The 17,385-nt window shown below is 46.3% G+C and carries 18 protein-coding genes; 9 read left to right on the top strand and 9 right to left on the bottom strand.

Annotated features, from left to right (window positions below; translation table 11 throughout):
- Positions 1-5: 5 nt before the first annotated feature.
- From AC58UW_RS27185 to AC58UW_RS27165, 5 genes are all read right to left on the bottom strand, one after another.
- Positions 6-887, bottom strand: a complete 882-nt coding sequence (locus AC58UW_RS27185; RefSeq protein WP_497423685.1) for a fumarylacetoacetate hydrolase family protein — start codon at positions 885-887, stop codon at positions 6-8.
- Between the two features lie 86 nt (positions 888-973).
- Entirely contained in the window at positions 974-1,738 is a 765-nt protein-coding gene (locus AC58UW_RS27180; protein WP_497423730.1) for an IclR family transcriptional regulator, read from the bottom strand.
- Positions 1,739-1,820: 82 nt separating this feature from the next.
- Positions 1,821-3,074, bottom strand: coding sequence for an FAD-binding protein (locus AC58UW_RS27175; RefSeq protein WP_497423684.1), 1,254 nt, complete (start codon positions 3,072-3,074; stop codon positions 1,821-1,823).
- 105 nt (positions 3,075-3,179) lie between these two features.
- A complete protein-coding gene (locus AC58UW_RS27170) occupies positions 3,180-3,809 on the bottom strand; it encodes a LysE family translocator (protein WP_497423683.1) in 630 nt (209 codons plus the stop codon).
- A 596-nt stretch (positions 3,810-4,405) separates the two neighbouring features.
- Complete coding sequence (locus AC58UW_RS27165) at positions 4,406-4,987, bottom strand: TetR family transcriptional regulator (RefSeq protein ID WP_497423682.1); 582 nt, start codon at positions 4,985-4,987, stop codon at positions 4,406-4,408.
- Between the two features lie 144 nt (positions 4,988-5,131).
- On the opposite strand from AC58UW_RS27165, the gene AC58UW_RS27160 reads away from it, so the two are divergent.
- The gene (locus tag AC58UW_RS27160; protein ID WP_497423681.1) at positions 5,132-5,902 is read left to right on the top strand and encodes an SDR family NAD(P)-dependent oxidoreductase; all 771 of its coding nucleotides are present in this window, start codon (positions 5,132-5,134) and stop codon (positions 5,900-5,902) included.
- Positions 5,903-5,985: 83 nt separating this feature from the next.
- Here the strand turns inward: AC58UW_RS27160 and AC58UW_RS27155 are convergent, their stop codons facing one another.
- The 4 genes from AC58UW_RS27155 to AC58UW_RS27140 all read right to left on the bottom strand — a co-directional run bounded on the left by AC58UW_RS27155 (position 5,986) and on the right by AC58UW_RS27140 (position 8,311).
- The gene (locus AC58UW_RS27155) at positions 5,986-6,498 is read right to left on the bottom strand and encodes an SRPBCC family protein (RefSeq protein WP_497423680.1); all 513 of its coding nucleotides are present in this window, start codon (positions 6,496-6,498) and stop codon (positions 5,986-5,988) included.
- Between the two features lie 54 nt (positions 6,499-6,552).
- A complete protein-coding gene (locus AC58UW_RS27150; RefSeq protein ID WP_497423729.1) occupies positions 6,553-6,879 on the bottom strand; it encodes an ArsR/SmtB family transcription factor in 327 nt (108 codons plus the stop codon).
- A 134-nt stretch (positions 6,880-7,013) separates the two neighbouring features.
- Positions 7,014-7,466, bottom strand: coding sequence for a GNAT family N-acetyltransferase (locus AC58UW_RS27145; protein WP_497423679.1), 453 nt, complete (start codon positions 7,464-7,466; stop codon positions 7,014-7,016).
- A 38-nt stretch (positions 7,467-7,504) separates the two neighbouring features.
- Complete coding sequence (locus tag AC58UW_RS27140) at positions 7,505-8,311, bottom strand: uroporphyrinogen-III synthase (protein WP_497423678.1); 807 nt, start codon at positions 8,309-8,311, stop codon at positions 7,505-7,507.
- Between the two features lie 115 nt (positions 8,312-8,426).
- On the opposite strand from AC58UW_RS27140, the gene AC58UW_RS27135 reads away from it, so the two are divergent.
- From AC58UW_RS27135 to AC58UW_RS27100, 8 genes are all read left to right on the top strand, one after another.
- Positions 8,427-10,169, top strand: a complete 1,743-nt coding sequence (locus tag AC58UW_RS27135; protein ID WP_497423677.1) for a spore germination protein — start codon at positions 8,427-8,429, stop codon at positions 10,167-10,169.
- A complete protein-coding gene (locus tag AC58UW_RS27130) occupies positions 10,153-11,244 on the top strand; it encodes a GerAB/ArcD/ProY family transporter (protein ID WP_497423676.1) in 1,092 nt (363 codons plus the stop codon). The genes AC58UW_RS27135 and AC58UW_RS27130 overlap by 17 nt, the downstream gene beginning before the upstream one ends.
- Entirely contained in the window at positions 11,237-12,424 is a 1,188-nt protein-coding gene (locus tag AC58UW_RS27125; protein ID WP_497423675.1) for a Ger(x)C family spore germination protein, read from the top strand. Before AC58UW_RS27130 ends, AC58UW_RS27125 begins: the two co-directional genes overlap by 8 nt.
- A gap of 126 nt (positions 12,425-12,550) precedes the next feature.
- A complete protein-coding gene (locus AC58UW_RS27120; RefSeq protein WP_497423674.1) occupies positions 12,551-13,336 on the top strand; it encodes a class I SAM-dependent methyltransferase in 786 nt (261 codons plus the stop codon).
- A gap of 152 nt (positions 13,337-13,488) precedes the next feature.
- Positions 13,489-14,109 (top strand): cysteine hydrolase family protein, encoded by a 621-nt coding sequence (locus AC58UW_RS27115; protein ID WP_497423673.1) that lies wholly within the window; start codon positions 13,489-13,491, stop codon positions 14,107-14,109.
- A 378-nt stretch (positions 14,110-14,487) separates the two neighbouring features.
- Entirely contained in the window at positions 14,488-15,552 is a 1,065-nt protein-coding gene (locus AC58UW_RS27110; protein ID WP_497423672.1) for an LLM class flavin-dependent oxidoreductase, read from the top strand.
- Positions 15,553-15,731: 179 nt separating this feature from the next.
- Entirely contained in the window at positions 15,732-16,049 is a 318-nt protein-coding gene (locus AC58UW_RS27105) for an ArsR/SmtB family transcription factor (RefSeq protein ID WP_497423728.1), read from the top strand.
- Between the two features lie 104 nt (positions 16,050-16,153).
- On the top strand, positions 16,154-17,266 hold the full coding sequence (locus AC58UW_RS27100) for an NADH:flavin oxidoreductase (RefSeq protein ID WP_497423671.1): 1,113 nt from the start codon (positions 16,154-16,156) through the stop codon (positions 17,264-17,266).
- Positions 17,267-17,385: the final 119 nt, after the last annotated feature.

Here is a 17,385-nt window from a genome sequence, read left to right as displayed (position 1 = left end):
TAAAATTAGCTACTAGCGCTTACAACATGATTAATCAGTGTCCCCATACCCGTAATCTCAATTTCGATTCTGTCACCATGAGCGAGCGTAAATTCGTTAGGGGGTACGATACACGTTCCTGTCAGCAATACAGTGCCTTCAAACAACTCATTATCCCGCATCAAATATTCCGTCAGTTCCTCAAGTTTGCGTTTGAGTTGACTCGTATTCGCCGTTCCCTCGACTGCTTTTTCCCCATCACGATAGATATGGCTTGTAATCTGCAAGTTATAAGGATTATCAACCGTTTCGGCTAAGCGAATTGCGGGTCCTATGGAACAAGAGCGCTTCCAAACCTTGGCTTGAGGCAAATAAAGCGGATTCTCACCTTCAATATCCCGGCAGCTCATATCATTGCCAATGGTGTATCCGATGATTTTCCCTGCGGCGCTGAGAACAAGCCCTAACTCCGGTTCTGGCACCTGCCACACGGAATCGCTTCGCAGCTGTACTTCGCCGCCAGGACCTACCGTCCGCGCCGCTGTTGACTTGAAAAAGATTTCCGGGCGTACAGCATCATAAACTTTATCGTAAAAAGTGGAAGCATCCAGCCTGCCTTCCGTGGCTTCATAGTTGCGTGCATCGCGGCTTCGCTCATAGGTAACCCCTGCTGCCCATACTTCTGGAGCCTCAATGGGAACCAGAAGCTGAAGCTGATCAATTTGATCATGCAACGCTTCAATGCCTTCAATCGCTTTGGAAACCAATTCGAGCGGTGTAATCTCTAATCGATCAGCTTCATGAATTAGTGCTAAAAAATCGCTTTGCGGCAGCGCAAAAATATGATCTTGATCATTAACAGCAGCTAACTGTGCAGACCCTTCCTTTTCAAAACGAATAATTCTCATTTTTTGTTCACTCCTTATAATTTGTTTTATATTATAAAACAACGTTCTATAATACAGACGAAAAAAATGCCTGGACTCGACATGCTTTACTTAACGTGCCGAAACCCCAGGGTTAGCGAAATTGCTTCAGCTTCCTTTTGGAGAAGCGCAATATACGCCTTAAACAATGAATCATCTACCGTTGAGACTAATGTTGAAATACTGATTGCTGCTACAATCGAGCCATTATGCTCGAAAATAGGAGCCGCTGCACACCTTACGCCAGGTTCGTTCTCTTGGTTGTCAATGGAATAACCCTGATCTTTTACCTGATTCAGCTCGTTAACGAAAACATCTTTCCCCGTAATCGTCACGTCTGTAATCTTGGAGAATTGGTAGTTCCGAAGGAGCGAATCGATTTCATCTTTTGTTCTAAAAGCTGCCAGGACCTTACCTACCGCACTGCTATGAAGTGAAATTCTGCGCCCTATTCGGGAATAACGAATCGCAGCTTTTTCCCCTTCGACTTTATCCAAATACACACCTTCTTTCCCATCAAGAATAACAAGATGGGTTGTTTGCCCTGTCTGTTCCGATAGAGCAACCAAGTGCTTGCGGGCGGCTGTACGGATGTCCAAGCTTTGCAGCATCAGCTGTCCTTTTTCCAAAAGCTTAAGCCCTAGCTTATACTTGCCAGTTTCCACATCCTGATTGATGTAACCGTGCATCTGAAGCGTTTTCAATAAGGAGTGTACCGTACTTTTGTGAAGCTCCATTCTCGCGCTGATTTCTGTAATTTTAAGCTCTGTCGTATACTCGTCGAATAAATCCAAAATTTTCAATGCTCTGTCCAGCGCTTGAATAATAGGCATGGTCTCACCTCTATCTACAGATCCATAATAATCCTTATCGCCCATTCAAGCAAGATGAACTTAAGATCGCAAACTCATTACCTTAGTAAATATACGTGTTTAAAAAATCATTTCGAAACTTCCCCTGCGGATCATTGCGTAGGAGCATTTCTTGGAAATCCGGCAGTTTCTCGTATAAAGACTTCAACACCGTAGGCTGCATAGTAAATAGTTTCGCCCAATGCGGACGAGCCTGGAAAGGCGCAAGCTGCTTTTCGATCACCGGCAGGACTTGCTTGACCGCTTCCCAATTCGGCTTCCACGTGAAATGAATGGCAACCGAATCCTGTTTATAATTAGGACTCATCCACAAAAGATCTTTTGCAATCGTACGAACTTCAGAAATATATAGCAGAGGCGAAATTTGCTCCCTTATTTCATTAATCGCATGCAATGCCTGATAAGCGGCTTCACGTGGCACGAAATATTCACTTTGCAGCTCCTCGCCAGCGCTCGGGGTGAAATCCATGCGAAAGTGAGCCAATCTTTCATGCGAAGGTCCCGGAATCCCCATTTGCTCGCTGCAATTCTCCGCCGTATGTCCTGGCACCGGATGCCGTGGTGAGTTTGCCAATTTTGCGCCAAAAAACTCAGGTTCTGCTTGGGTTGAGGTGTGATCTGTCCTTTTCTGCTTTAGCCAAACTTGATTAACCTTCGCGCTTTTCCAATCGGTAAACAAACTAACACTATAGGCATGGGAAAAAATATCATCAAAGTGCTCATCCAGTTGCTCGAAGGGAAGATCATCATAGACATACTGACTCATTTGAAAATTTGGGATCACATCCAGCGTCATCTGGGTGAGCACTCCCAGTCCTCCTAGGCCAACGACTGCACCTTCAATATTTTGCTGTTCCCGGGAAAATACGGCCAGTTCTCCGTTTGCTTGAACCAGCTCTATGGAATCAACAATGGTAGCAAGATTGCCATTCCGATCGCCAGAACCATGGGACGCGGTAGCGCATGCGCCAGCAACGGTGATGTGCGGCAGAGATGCCAAATTGTGAATCGCATAACCGTGTTTATGTAGATATTCACATAGCTCCCCATACCGGATTCCCGCTTCAACCGTTACCCTATTTTGAACGGTGTCTAATGCCACCACGCGATTCAAGTTTTGAAGCGAAAGCAAGCTATCGGTACAATCAGCAATGCCATTAAATGAATGCCTTGTGCCAAGCACCTTAATTTGTTTACTTCTAGCTACTAATTCTTGTACATCTTCTACTTTTACGGGAGTATGTAGTTCGCTGGCGCTATACCTGTAGTTGCCAGCCCAGTTCCGAATATTTTTCATATGATCACGCTCCTTCAAGTTAAAAATTCGCTATAGCACTCCTGAATTCCTTGCTTTGGGAGGGGACTTGATGCCGATATTTATCTAATAACGGAAAGTTCGCCATTACCGGCGCTGGATTGCCAGCTTAACGGCAAGTCCCGCTAGCACTCCGGACATCACCCATCGTTGTGCCTTCAGCCATGTCGGACGTTTGCCGAACCAACCGGCAATTTTACTTGCAGTAAGAACAATTAGCAGATTCACCGCAAAGCTGATAGCAATTTGCGTCATACCTAGAATCGCGCTCTGTGTGAGCAACGAGCCTTGATTTGGATCCTGGAATTGCGGGAGAAGCGAGATGTACAACACTGCGATTTTGGGATTAAGCAAATTGGTTATGAAACCCATCAGAAACAACTTTCTAGGCTTCTCAATCGGGAGCGCGATAGGTTCAAGTGTAGAAGCGGAGCCGGGTTTAATTGCTTTCCATGCTAGCCAAAGGAGATAGGCCGCTCCCGTCCACTTCATTGCCGTGTAAATGATCGGCACGGTATTGAAAATAGCGATGAGCCCCACCATAGAGGCAATCAAATAAACGAGAAAGCCAAGCACAACGCCCATTAGCGAGATAATGCCAGCTTTGCGACCTTGCGCTATCGAGCGCGAGATGAGGTAAATCATATTAGGTCCAGGAGAGCAAACCATCCCAAGCGATACAATTCCAAAAGCAATCAATGTTCCTAGACTAATCAAAGATGTGTCCCCCTTATTGAAAAATGATAAATTCAAAACATAATATCATAATTATTTTTTGATGTATATCAAATCCCCATAAGAACAAAAATGAGAGGGCGGTTGCACGCCAAATAAAGTATTGGTTCATTGGATGAAATCCAATGAACACAGTGATTTAAAGGCTCAATTACCGATCTTATTGGATGAAATCCAATGAGAACAAGTTCATCGTGGTGTTACAGCGCCTGAAATTGCATTTTCATTGGATTTCGTCCAATGGAATGAGCACTTTAGGTGCGCTATTGGCATTTTCATTGGATTTCATCCAATGAGGCAACGTACCACAACCTCACTCAAATCTCTTAACAAAAACCGTCAGGAAGATTCTCCTGACGGTCCAATTTGTATGCGTGCCATCAAATAGAGGGAACTTGAGTCCTCTATTCGGAACAAGTGAGCTATTTGCTTTTCAGAGTGGAACTACAGGGTCTTAATTATGCTTCCATGACGCTTTTTCAAGCGAAATTGACTAGATAGCGGAACGTAGTTCCCCTTGCTCGTGAAAATTGTGCCATTTCAGCGATATAGCGGACTCTAGTTCCCTGTCTCCTACATCATTTCCCAGACAGTTGATCCCCTTGCGCTATCAACCTAACAGCTCTAGCGATTGCAGCCTTCAGCTCATTAGGATGGTTTGCCGCTTCTGGATGGAGCGATGGCCCAAAGGGATTCGTCGCCGTCCAAGCCGTGGCTAGCGTCATAATCGCCGTCAGAAGAAACCCCGGCGAGAAGCTCGCTCCCACCTGGCCATCGGCTTGAGCCTTCTGCAACGCCTCCACCTTCTTGCCGTGAACCTCATGGCGCTCAGCTGGACTTTCTGCTCTTAGTTCCAGGCTTGACCATGTCATGAGTCGCATCAAATCGGGGTTCGACATGGTAAAGTCGAATACGCGCTCCGCGTAACCTGAGAGGTCCTCAGGCGTGAAGATTAATTCCTCATAGACACGCATGAGGTGTTTTTGCAAAGTAGTCGTGAACAGCTTCTCTTTACTCTCGAAATAGATGTAGATCAAGTTTTTGTTGCAACCGGCTGTCTTGGCAATACGATCGACCCGCGCTCCTGCGATACCATAGGCAGAAAACTCCGCCAAAGCCGCCTCCAATATTCGTTCCCGCGTTGCTTCGGCGTTTCGCATGGCGGTTCCTCCTTATACCCTCATTTTAGCTACAATATATCATGGGCATTATTGAGTTGACAAACCATCAGATAGCTTTTATGATATAACTAAACAGTTAGTTAACTGTTCGCAAACTAAAAATCCACGAAAGAAGGAATAGAGATGAATACACCAACCACACCTACCAAGATCGGCATTGTCACAGGGGGTAGCCGCGGCCTTGGCCGTAACACAGTACTCAACCTTGCCAAGCGAGGCGTCGACGTGATCTTCACCTACAATACGAATCAAGCTGAAGCTGAAATCGTTATAGACCTCGTCCGCGAGATGGGGCGCAAGGCTATTGCTCTGCAGCTCGATACCAGCAATATCAGCACATTTAACCCATTCGTACAGAGCGTGCGTCAGACACTTAACGAACTTGGAACTGAGAGCTTTAACTTCCTGGTCAATAACGCAGGAACATCGCTTCACAAAAGTTTCGATCAAACGACGGAAGAAGAGCTGGATAAACTTTATAACGTCCACTTTAAGGGAGTATTTTTCCTCACTCAAAGTCTTCTGCCACTCATCAGCGATGGCGGTCGGATCGTGAACATCTCCACAGGCCTTACTCGTATCATATCTCCGGGGAGTTCAGCTTATGCATCCATGAAGGGTGCCATTGAGACTCTAACCCGTTACCAAGCGAAAGAGTTAGGAGCACGCGGAATAGCGGTCAATACCGTTGCACCGGGAGCCATCGCAACCGATTTCTCCGGCGGCATGGTACGAGACAATCCCGATTTGAACAAACGTATCGCGGAGATGACGGCGCTTGGCCGCGCCGGTGAACCTGACGACATTGGCCCGATGATCGCTTCACTGCTTTCCGAAGACAACCGTTGGGTCAACGCTCAACGCATCGAGGTCTCGGGAGGCATGTCGATCTAAACGTTGCCCATAATACTCAAACAAGGGTGTCCCACAGTCATTAATATGACTTACGGGACACCCTCTTTTTATCTTCTTTTCACTTACGCCTGGATTGACTCCAAGTGCTCGACCAATCTGTTCCATGTTTCTGTGATTCCTTGCAGCATGCCCATGTCCATCACTTTCTGCAAATCTTCAGCCGACGCATATTCTCCGCGATTAATGACCTTCGTGCCGTTCTCCGTCTCAATGAAAGCCAGTGTCACGAGGGTTTGCGGCATATTATCCGCCACGTTGCCTTCTGCATCGGAGAAGCCATCTACATACACAATCTTCTCAGGCACGACGATTTCACGGTACACACCTATGCCCCACGATTCCATGCCATAGAAGTCGCCTTGGTTCTTATCTTCGCACTTCATGCAATAATGCCAAACCCCGCCTACGCGGAAATCAACATGGCAGACAGGAAGCGTCCAGCCACTTGGGCCCCACCAATGCTTCAAGTGTTCGGCTTGCGTGAAAGCCTGGAATACCAATTCGCGAGGGGCTTTGAATTCCCGTTCCAAAATTAGCACGTTACCCTCTACTTTGGATACCATTTGATTCGTCATTTAACTTCCTCCTTGATATCTTATTAATTGGTCAAATTCGCTCTGTCGTTGCGCTCACTTCTTGGTGTCCTTACCCTGCAGCTTCTGCAAATAGTCATCCAGGCGGTCGAATCGCTGCTCCCAGATAACGCGGTAGCCCTCCAACCATTTGTCGAGATCTCGAAAAGGATCTGGCCGCAGCCTGTAGATTCGGCGATTCGCATCTACCTCGGCTTCCACAATGCCAGCCTCGCTGAGCACACGCAAATGCTTGGATGCTTGCGGCTGGCGCAGCTGCAGCCGCTCGGCGATTTCCCCTACGGTGAGCGGGCATTCGCGCAAAAGCTCAACAATTTGCATGCGGGTTGGTTCTGCTAAGGCACTCATGACGTTAATATCCATTGTCATCATCCGTTCTCTTGCTGTAAGTGTACGGGGCCTTCGATTCGTGTTGGTTTGTATTTCTTTTGCTAAACAGAATATACCACGAAAGGAATATTCCTGTAAAGGAATATTTAGAAATAACCCCTTTTAAATTAAAGCTTCATTTTCAAACCCTCATGAGTCCCTTTAAAACCTAAACGTTCATAAAAACGCAGCGCATCTACTCGCTTTTTATCCGTCGTAAGTTGAATCATGTTGCAGCCTCGCTGCTTGGCACGTTCAATTGCCCATAGAATTAATTGGCTCCCAATCCCTTGTCCCCTATGTGAAGAAGCTGTACGAACCCCTTCAATCGTAGCTCTCCAGCTCCCTTGATGTGTCAGAAAAGGAGTAAACGTGATTTGTTGAACACCAACAACCTCTTCACCTAGGCAGGCAACAATCAATTCATTATTTGGGTCTAGCTCAATAGATTCAAATGCTTTTAAATAGCTTTCGGGAAGTGGCATTTCATAACGTTCTCTTGTCTTCCCCAGTTCGTCATCCGCGAGCATTTCCACAATTTTAATCACATCTTCGGCTGTGGCGTTTCTAAAATTAACCATTAGATCCTCCATGTCCTTGTAGTCTATCAATATTATCATTATAGCTTATTGTAATCCTTCACTAATTCAATAATCATTGCCCCCATTCGCTCCGTTTCAGGCACGACCACCTGATTCACTCCTTCCTCTCTTAATGCTTCAGCTGTTACTTTACCAACAGCAACGGCTTTAACATCGGTGGAAAAAGCTTGTCGAACGGTATCCATAATCCCTTGTCGTCTCGTGTATTCGAACAAATATCTCACTTGCACGGCAGTAGTGAAGCATACCGCATCAATCGAACCCGTAGTAAGCTCATGACACAGCGTTTCAAGTACGGAGGATTCCGGTTCAATATGCCGATAAGGCAAAAGTTGAACGATTGCTGCTCCCCGCTCCTCCAAGAATTGAATCAACGCCGGCTGTGGTTCTCCATGCAGCTGAACAACGACCGTTTGATCCGCAAAGTCGCAATTATCTAAACGATTAATTAGTCCTTGTATAGTCCCATCTTCATCTATAACGATTGGATTAATTTCTAGCTTCTTAAGCAAGTTGATCGTCTTGTATCCGCGCGCAGCAACTCTCGCATCCTTCATTTTTTGCAGCAGCATGGAAGAAATACCTAATTTTTCAGCCGCGTTTAGCAGCGTGTCTGCGCCAACTCCCGTTGTGAACACAAACCAGTCCACTTTGTTCGTTACACAAAAGTGTAATTCTTCCTCTATAGCCGACTCATCCAAATAAATGAAGCCTTGTAAAGGACGAACGATTGCGGTTCCTCCCTGTTTCTGAATTAATAAGCTCATTTCATCTGTTTTTCTGGAGCCCGCAATAACAATTTTTTTGCCGTTTAATTTTTCCATCTCTCTATGATGCCCCCTATCTTATTAAGAAAAGTATATAGAAGTTAGCGGCTAAATTCTAATCCATACATGAAAATTCTGTTAAATAAACATAATAAATACGGGGGTGTTGTCAATGTGGCGTTCGATAGCAGAAGCTCTTCCGAGTTGGAAACTGCTCATGTGGGCATCGCTCACTTTTCTTATTCCTTATGGTAGCTCTAGATTATTTGGTTGGTTTTATCAAAAAGAGCGGATTAATCGCGGTTGGAACGAAGAAAACGAGCCTATGGTTCCTAACAACTCCCTCTGGACCACAAGTAACTCGGCGTCAAAACCGTGGACAGATTGGCCGTCCACCGATAGGCTGAATAGTCGTTTAGAAGAGAATTTAAACCTGTTATCCGAGCGTCTGGGCAACAACTCGGATTATTCGGTGCGCGAATTCAATATCGGAGGGAGCACGATTCGCGCGGCTATCGTCAGTATGAACAAAATATCCGACTCAACGATGATTCAAGAGTATATTCTCAAACCGTTAATGGTGGATCTTTGGAAAACTAATGTGACCGAATTGTATGCCAGCACCGATTTCAAAGCATTCATTAAAAATCATATTTTACCGCTCTCCAAAATAACCGAGACTGAGCATGTCTATCAGGTTATTGAAACCGTGTTAACGGGGTCGACTGCTTTGCTTATTGATGGTATTCCCGGTGGTTTGATCCTAGGAACGGGTTCCACTGTGCCGCAAAATTTCGAAGAGCCGTCTTCGGAATCGCTTGTACGCGGGCCCAAGATCGGCTTTGTCAACTCGCTCGAAGAGAATATCTCTCTGGTGCGCTCAAGAGCATCCGATCCTAATTTGCAAATACTGGGCTTCCAAGTTGGCGAGCGGAACAAGAAAAACTTGGTCATCTCTTACATAGATGGCATTGTAGATTCGAATCTGGTGGATGAAGTCAAGCGTAGAATTGAGAAAATCAAGATCGATGACCCTCTTGAATCCGGATATATCGATCAGTTAATTGAAGATAACTTCATGTCACCATTTCCGCAGGTACAAAGCACAGAACGTCCAGATCGTGTCATTGCCTCATTGCTAGAAGGCAGAGTGGCCATTCTGACAGATGGAAGCTCCTATGCTTCTATAGTTCCAGTGACGCTCAGCATGATGCTGCAATCACCCGAAGATTATTATGTTCATTGGCTTCCCTCTTCCTTGGTGCGTTTATTACGCTTTTTTGCCGCATTCGTTGCACTCCTAGGACCGGCCATCTACATCTCTTTCCTATCGTTTCATCAGGGTTTGATCCCGACCAAACTTGCTATTTCTATGGCCGGAACCCGTGAAGGGGTTCCATTCCCCCCATTTTTAGAAGCTTTGATCATGGAGGTCGTGATTGAAATTTTACGTGAAGCAGGACTTCGTTTGCCTAAGCCTGTCGGTCAGACGGTCGGACTTGTCGGAGGACTGGTCATCGGTCAGGCAGCTGTTGAAGCAGGCATCGTAAGTCCATTAATGGTTATCGTTGTATCGTTAACCGCGATCTCATCCTTTGCTATCCCTCAATACGACGCAGGGATTGCTTTACGCATATTGCGTTTTGTTGCCATGTTTTCGGCCGCGATGCTTGGGATCTACGGTGTTGTAATGTTCACGCTTTTTCTAAGCATTCATTTTGCCAAAATCAAAAACTTTGGAATCCCTTACGCCAGCCCCTTTGCTCCTTACCGGGCAAGCGATTGGAAAGACTTATTCATACGTGCTCCTCTTTCGAGTATGAAGAAACGGCCCCAGATGATGAATCCACAGGATCAAACACGGCAAGGAAATCGTCCAATGAAAGGGGAACGGTCAGATGATTCGTCCGAATGATCGTATTACAACGCCTCAAGCTGCTGTCATCTTAGCGAATATTCTGCTAGGTGTGGGCATCCTGACCTTGCCGAGATTTCTCGCAGATACGATGAAGACGCCTGACGGATGGATAACAGTACTCCTTGGAGGTATCCTTGCGTTTGGTTTCGGGTTGATTATGGTCAGACTTAGCCAGCGCTTTCCAGGGAAAACCTTTTTTGAATACAGCCAAATCATCACAGGCAAATGGGTGGGAAAGGGGCTTAATCTGGTTCTGATCGTGTATTTCGCTCTTTTTGCCGGATTTGAAATCCGTGATATGTCAGAGATTATCAACTATCTATTCCTTGAAAAAACACCTAAGGAATTTATCATTCTCGTCTTTATGTGCGTTGGCGTTTACCTTACCGCCGGAGGAATCAATTCCATCGCCCGTCTGTTCGAATTACTTTTGCCCATCAGTATCATCATTATTATCATAAGTTACTCGTTAAGCGTAAGACTGTTTGAACTTGAAAATTTGCGGCCTGTGCTAGGTATGGGGATTGGTCCTATATTCAAAGGACTGCCTGAAACATGGAGAGCCTTTGCTGGCATAGAAACGATGTTATTCGTTACTGCTTATATGAGCAGACCTGAAAAAGCTGGCAAAGCACTTCTAGCTGGCGTTGGTATTTCCGTATTCATTTATCTGGTCACCCTCATCGTCGTCCTTGGGAGCATACCGTTCGAACAAGTCGCCACTTTGACATGGCCTGCCATATCCATCGTCCGGTCCTATGAAATTACCGGTTTTTTTCTTGAACGGTATGAATCACTGCTCATCGTTGTTCGCTTAATCCAAGTATTTGCCGGATTTGTTATATATCATTTCATTGTTGCTCTAGGGCTCTCACATACGTTTAAGAAAAACTACAACCTCTATATTTACATCGTTCTTCCGGTGATTTTCATCATAGCTATGTATCCCAAAAGCATAAATCAAGTCAAAGCACTTGGAGACGCGATCGGTAGCAGCTTTTTTGGAATCATTGCACTGTTAGCGCCAATCCTTCTTATCATTACTTTATTAAGGAAAAAATCCTATGTTTAAAATTAAAATAATCACTGCCAATTTGCTCTTACTGTCGCTACTCGTTATGACCGGCTGCTGGGATAGTAAAAACATTACGGAAATGTCCATTGTGGTAGGCGAAGCAATCGATTACGGGGATGAAGCGCCGAAAGAGGACAAATTGAATGAAAAAGGCGGAGGCTACCGGAAACAAGACCTCATCACCATAACCTGGCAAATTGTTGTTCCCAAGATTGCTGCGTCCAGGAGTATCGCCGCCGACCTCAAGCCCTATAAAAATCACTCCCTTTCTGGAGATATGATTCACCAATTCGCACGAGAAGTCTCACTCGAGTCCAGGCCGCTTTTCAACCAGCATCAAAAAATGTTCGTCTTCGGGGAGAAGCTTGTGCGCAGCATAGATTTACAGACATTGATTGATCAGCATTTTCGCGATAATGAGGTTAGGGAAAGCGGTCTTGTACTTGTAGCCAGAGGGCTGGCGAAAGATACGCTAGAGTCAGAAGGACCAGAAATTCCTGTGGATCGACTCGTGCGGATTTCCAAAAATCAATACAGGTCTACGAGGATTTTACCGTCAATGACGATCCAAAACGTGATGGAAAAGATCGCTACCCATTCCAGCTTCCTGATCCAGAGCGTAGTTGCCGCGCAAGGCGAAGTGAAATTTGCTGGAGCTGCCGTGTTCAAGCATGGAGAAAATAAGCTGATCGGCTTTCTGAGTGAAGAAGAGTTGGAAGGCTTGACCTGGTTAACTGGAAAGAGTAAAGGGGGCGTGGTGAAAACAACGGATGAGGGAAATCATCCGTTCATCATCTATGAGTTGGAATCGCTAAAGAGCCGTATTCAACCGAAAGTATCCGGGGACAAGATTTCCTTTAACGTGGAAATTGACTCCATAGGCCGCCTAACGGAGGACTGGCGGGACAAAGTCGACTATTTCGATGACAGCTACCTTCAATCAGCGGAAAAAGCCGCAGAAAAAGAAGTCGCTCGGCATATCGACATGATTCTCAAGACCATGCAAAGCAAGTATCTTGTTGAGATTGCCGGGTTTGGTACGCAATTAAGAATCCATTACCCTCAAGTTTGGCAAAAAGTGAAACAAAACTGGGACCAAGAATTCAGTAAAATCCCTGTTACGTACAGCGTGAAACTGAAAATAAACGATTATGGATTGAGACGCATGAAAAAATAATACAGACGTATTAGGTTACCAGTCCATAGAAATACCACCTTTGCATTTATTGTGATAAAATAAGTGTGAGTTCCGCAATGTGACACTAGGTTTCATCTAGTGAAATTTAATTTCGGAGGTGTTCTTATGGATAACGACAAGTCCATCAAACAGCATGTACAGCAGCAATTCGCCAAACATGCTAACAAGTACGTGACAAGTGAGAATCATGCAAAAGGTGATGATCTCGCACTGCTTCTGAGTTGGCTGCCCGTAGAAAATACTTGGAACGTGCTGGATATTGCGACGGGTGGAGGCCACGTGGCCAAGCAGCTATCTCCTCATGTCCAGCAGGTTGTCGCTACTGACCTAACGCGTCCTATGCTGGTTGCTGCCGCTGACCACTTGAAGCAGGCGCAGTGCAATAATGTACTTTTTGTTGTAGCTGATGCCGAACAGCTGCCTTTTCTTGATAGTTCGTTTGATGCCGTAACCTGCCGCATAGCTGCTCATCACTTTCCTAATCCTCACCTATTCCTTCACGAAGCGGCACGTGTACTTAAACCAGGCGGCAAATTAATTCTTATCGATAATGTTGCTCCCTATGGCGAAGCACTTAATCAATTTATGAATACTTTTGAAGCTATGCGTGATACCAGCCATGTTCGCTGTTTAACTGTTCTGGAATGGCAAGCGCTTGCGGAGAAAGAAGGATTGCAAGTAGAGCAATCCGTAATGAATCGCAAACAACACAAATTCCCTGTATGGGTCATGCGTACCGCTGAGAACGAAGAACAAGCGAAAACCGTTGAGCACTTCATTAGCCACGCAGATCCGACTATTCGAGAATACTTTTCCGTTCATATTGAAAATGGTAAGCTTCAAACCCTCGAAATTGATCAGTGGCAGGCTATGCTCAGTAAACCTTTGTAGGGCACATAAATACGGATAGAGAGGCAGCCGATTTCCTTGTCGGCTGTCTTTTTTTCTAAAGAAACTAGCGGAATATGACCAAGCTCCCATTCATATATTCATGAGGAACAGTAGGCAAATCCTCATACTATGATGTGACTTGGAGGAAGAATATGTTTACACCTCATCCCGCTAATACAGCAATTGTCATTACGGACCCGCAGAACGACTTTCTATCACCTGGAGGTAAGGGCTACCATTTAACTAAAAATAATATTGAGCATAACAACACACTTGGTAACTTGGAAATGCTAATGCACACAGCCATGAGCAAAGGGTATCAGCTTTTTATATCCCCCCATTATATTTATCCGCATGATTATCATTGGCAATTTACTGGTGCTGAACAAGATATGTTATTAAAGCTACGCGTTTTTCAAAAACAAAATGACTACACTTCTGTAGGAGCCGACTGGGTTCCATCCCTTAAACCATACATATTATCTAATCGAACAGTCATTGCTACAGCCCATAAGATAGCTAGTCCGCAGAGTAATGATCTAGTTTACCAACTACGTCAGCAGCGAAAAGAAAAGGTTATTTTGGCAGGAGTCCTATCCAATATTTGTGTAGAATCTCATATGCGAGATTTAATCGAAAATGGCTTCCAAACCGCGGTTGTTTATGATGCCACCGCCACTGTAAGTGAACAGGCCTTTCAGGCCGCTGTTACAAACTTTCAGGCATTCAGCAGTGCTACATGGTCAACTCAGCAGGCAATCTCTCAATTGTAGTCTAAAAATGGCAACCTTCTCTCCGCTAATCCTTCTGGACAAGCTTACTGGCACCTAAAAGCATAAAAAGAGACCCACAGCAACGGGCTGCGGGTCTTAAGATATATATTTTAAAGGGGGGTCGACTTTTATTATAGGCTTGTTTCATTAAAACCATATGAAAATAAGATTTCAATTCTGTTACATTTAAATACAAATCAAAATCATTCATTCCGGTTAATTTTCAGCGAAATCCACGATACTAAAATAGTAACAACAATCCATGAAGCTCCTCCAACGAAGCTGATCCCTTGGGGCCAGTTGATATTAACTTACTTTTGTTGAGTTACATTAAAATATAAAGTATAATTATTCCTATACAGAAGGGAGAGAATAACTATGACTAATCTTACGACTTCTTCACTCGAAATAGGAATAAGCACTTTTCTCGAGGCTGCTCCGAGAGCCGGCGGCGTCACGCATGCCGAGCGGCTCCGACAAGCCGTTCAGGAGATTAATCTTGCCGATCAAGTCGGCCTGGACGTCTATGCGATCGGCGAACATCATCGCGCAGATTACGCGAGCTCAGCACCAGCCGTTATCCTAGCTGCTGCAGCTGCTACAACCAAACGAATCCGGCTCTCAAGTGCTGTGACTGTGTTGTCTTCGGACGATCCGGTTCGCGTTTACCAAGCTTTCTCCACATTAGACGGCCTATCCAATGGACGAGCAGAAATTATGGCAGGCCGCGGCTCGTTTATCGAATCTTTTCCATTGTTCGGATACGACTTGAACCATTACGACGAACTATTCGAGGAAAAGCTTGAGCTTTTACTCGCGATCCGCGAAACGGAGAAAGTAAGCTGGCGCGGCGGTCATCGTCCCGCCATCAACAACCTTGGCGTCTATCCGCGATCTGTTCAGGAGCCGCTGCCCGTATGGATCGGAACCGGCGGCAATCCGGAGTCCGCGATTCGCGCTGGCATCCTAGGGTTGCCGGTCGTCTTTGCAATCATTGGCGGTATGCCGGAGAGATTCGCTCCTTTAGTCAAACTCTATAAAGAAGCAGCCGCGAAAGCGGGACATGATGTAAGCAAGCTGCAGATCGCGACCCATTCACACGGCTTCATCTCCGATACAACGGAGAAAGCTGCCGACTTATTCTACCCGTCGACAGCTGCCCAAATGAACACCATTGGCCGCGAGCGCGGCTGGGCGCCATACACCCGCGAATCGTTCGATGATGCTCGCAGCCTTCGCGGAGCACTCTACGTCGGCGATCCCGAGTATGTTGCAGAGAAAATCGTGCTGCTGCACAAAAACCTGGGTCTAACGCGCTTCCTTTTGCACGTAGACGTCAGTACGCTGCCTCATAACGAATTGCTGCGCACCATCGAACTACTCGGCACGAAGGTTGCGCCAATCGTTCGCAAAGAGCTTGCCCGCGAGACAGCTCAAGGGTGATCTTGGCTATACCAAAGCAATCAGTCCGAACCAAGGTGCATGACCTTGGCTCGGATTTTTTTTACTCCAACCGTCGCTGAATCCTTGTTACATATCCCTCTATTTCTCATTAACCGTACTTTTGGTATACTGGGAACAAATCAACCAGAAATGGGTGTCGAGTAGTGAAACATGATGAAATGCTTGCGGTGCTGAAGGCTCTATCCAATGAGACCCGTCTCAACATCCTTTGCTGGCTGCGGGAGCCGGATAAGTTGAACGAGAATCTACCGAGCCTAATCAAAGAAGAGTTCCCAGGAGGGGTCTGCGTGGGAAGCATCCAGGAGAAATCCGGTCTGGCGCAGTCTGTCATCTCCTCTTACCTGTCTTCCCTGCAGAAAGCGGGACTGCTGGAGTCTCGCCGTTATGGCCAATGGACCTATTATAGGCGCAATGAAGAAGCAATCGCCGCCTTTTTGGCGAACTTTGCCACGGGGCTGCAAGCTATGAAGAAGTAGTTTCAAAAGTTTTCTCCGAAGAACTTGCATCTTTATCGATTAATCTATATATTTGTATTTATAGATATATAAATAAACCTTTTCATGCAGGAGGAGAAAATAAGATGACTACAACCAAAACAACAGCAGCTCTGTTCCAACCTTTCGAAGTTGGTAACCTGAAGCTTGATAATCGTATTGTCATGGCACCGATGACCCGTACTTTTTCACCAGCAGGTATCCCAGGTCCTAACGTAGCTGGCTATTACCGCCGAAGAGCGGAGAACGCCGTTGGCCTCATCATTACCGAAGGAACGGTCATTAACCATCCGGCTGCGGCTGCAGATCACGGTGTGCCGCATTTTTACGGCGAGGAAGCTCTGGAAGGTTGGGCGCGTGTTGTCCGAGAAGTGCATGAAGCTGGAGGCAAAATCGCTCCGCAGATCTGGCATACCGGGACTGCCCGTGATAGTAAGAAATTCCCCGATTCCAATGTCGACTCGATCGGTCCTTCCGGCCTCAACCTGAAAGGTGAGAAGGTCTCCGAGCCACTTTCGGTCGAAGAGATTCAAGGACTCGTTCAGGCTTATGCCCAGGCTGCAGCAGACGCGAAGCGTCTAGGCTTTGATGCGGTAGAGATTCATGGCGCTCATGGTTATCTCGTTGACCAGTTCTTCTGGGATGTCACCAACAAACGCACAGATGAGTATGGCGGTGATCTAGTTGGCCGTACCCGATTCGCGGTGGAGGTTATTGAGGCGGTACGTGCCGCGGTTGGCCCTGACTTCCCGATTATCTTCCGTTATTCCCAATGGAAGCCGGTTAATTACGATGCCAAGCTGGCAGCAACTCCTGAGGAGTTGGAAAGCTTCCTAGCACCGTTGTCTGCGGCAGGCGTTGATATCTTCCACGCTTCCACACGTCGTTTCTGGGAGCCAGAATTCGAGGGCTCCGATATCAACCTGGCGGGTTGGACGCGCAAAATTACGGGGAAGCCGGCTATTACCGTCGGTTCCGTTGGCTTAGACTCCGCTTTCACCAGCCTATTTGAAGAAGGCAAGGGCGGCGAGGCTGCCGGCCTCGATAACCTGATCGAGCGTCTGGATCGCGAAGAATTCGACCTCGTTGCCGTCGGTCGCGCACTATTGACTGACCCAGCTTGGGCAGCCAAGATCCGCGATAACCGCACGGATGAATTATTGCCGTTCACACGCGAGGCGCTTGGTTCGCTGAGTTAATTCTAATCTGCGTGCCTCCTCACGGAGGACTGCCTTGTGAATTCCTGTGCAAGGACTCCAGAGTCGTAGAGGCTATCCCGAAAAAGTTCAAAAAAGAGGCGCTCCCTTGGTCATTAGAT

It is taken from the genome of Paenibacillus sp. J22R160, from assembly GCF_059692135.1.
The sequence above is the reverse complement of the archived record's forward strand: the minus strand, read 5'-3'. Positions and strand labels throughout refer to the sequence as shown.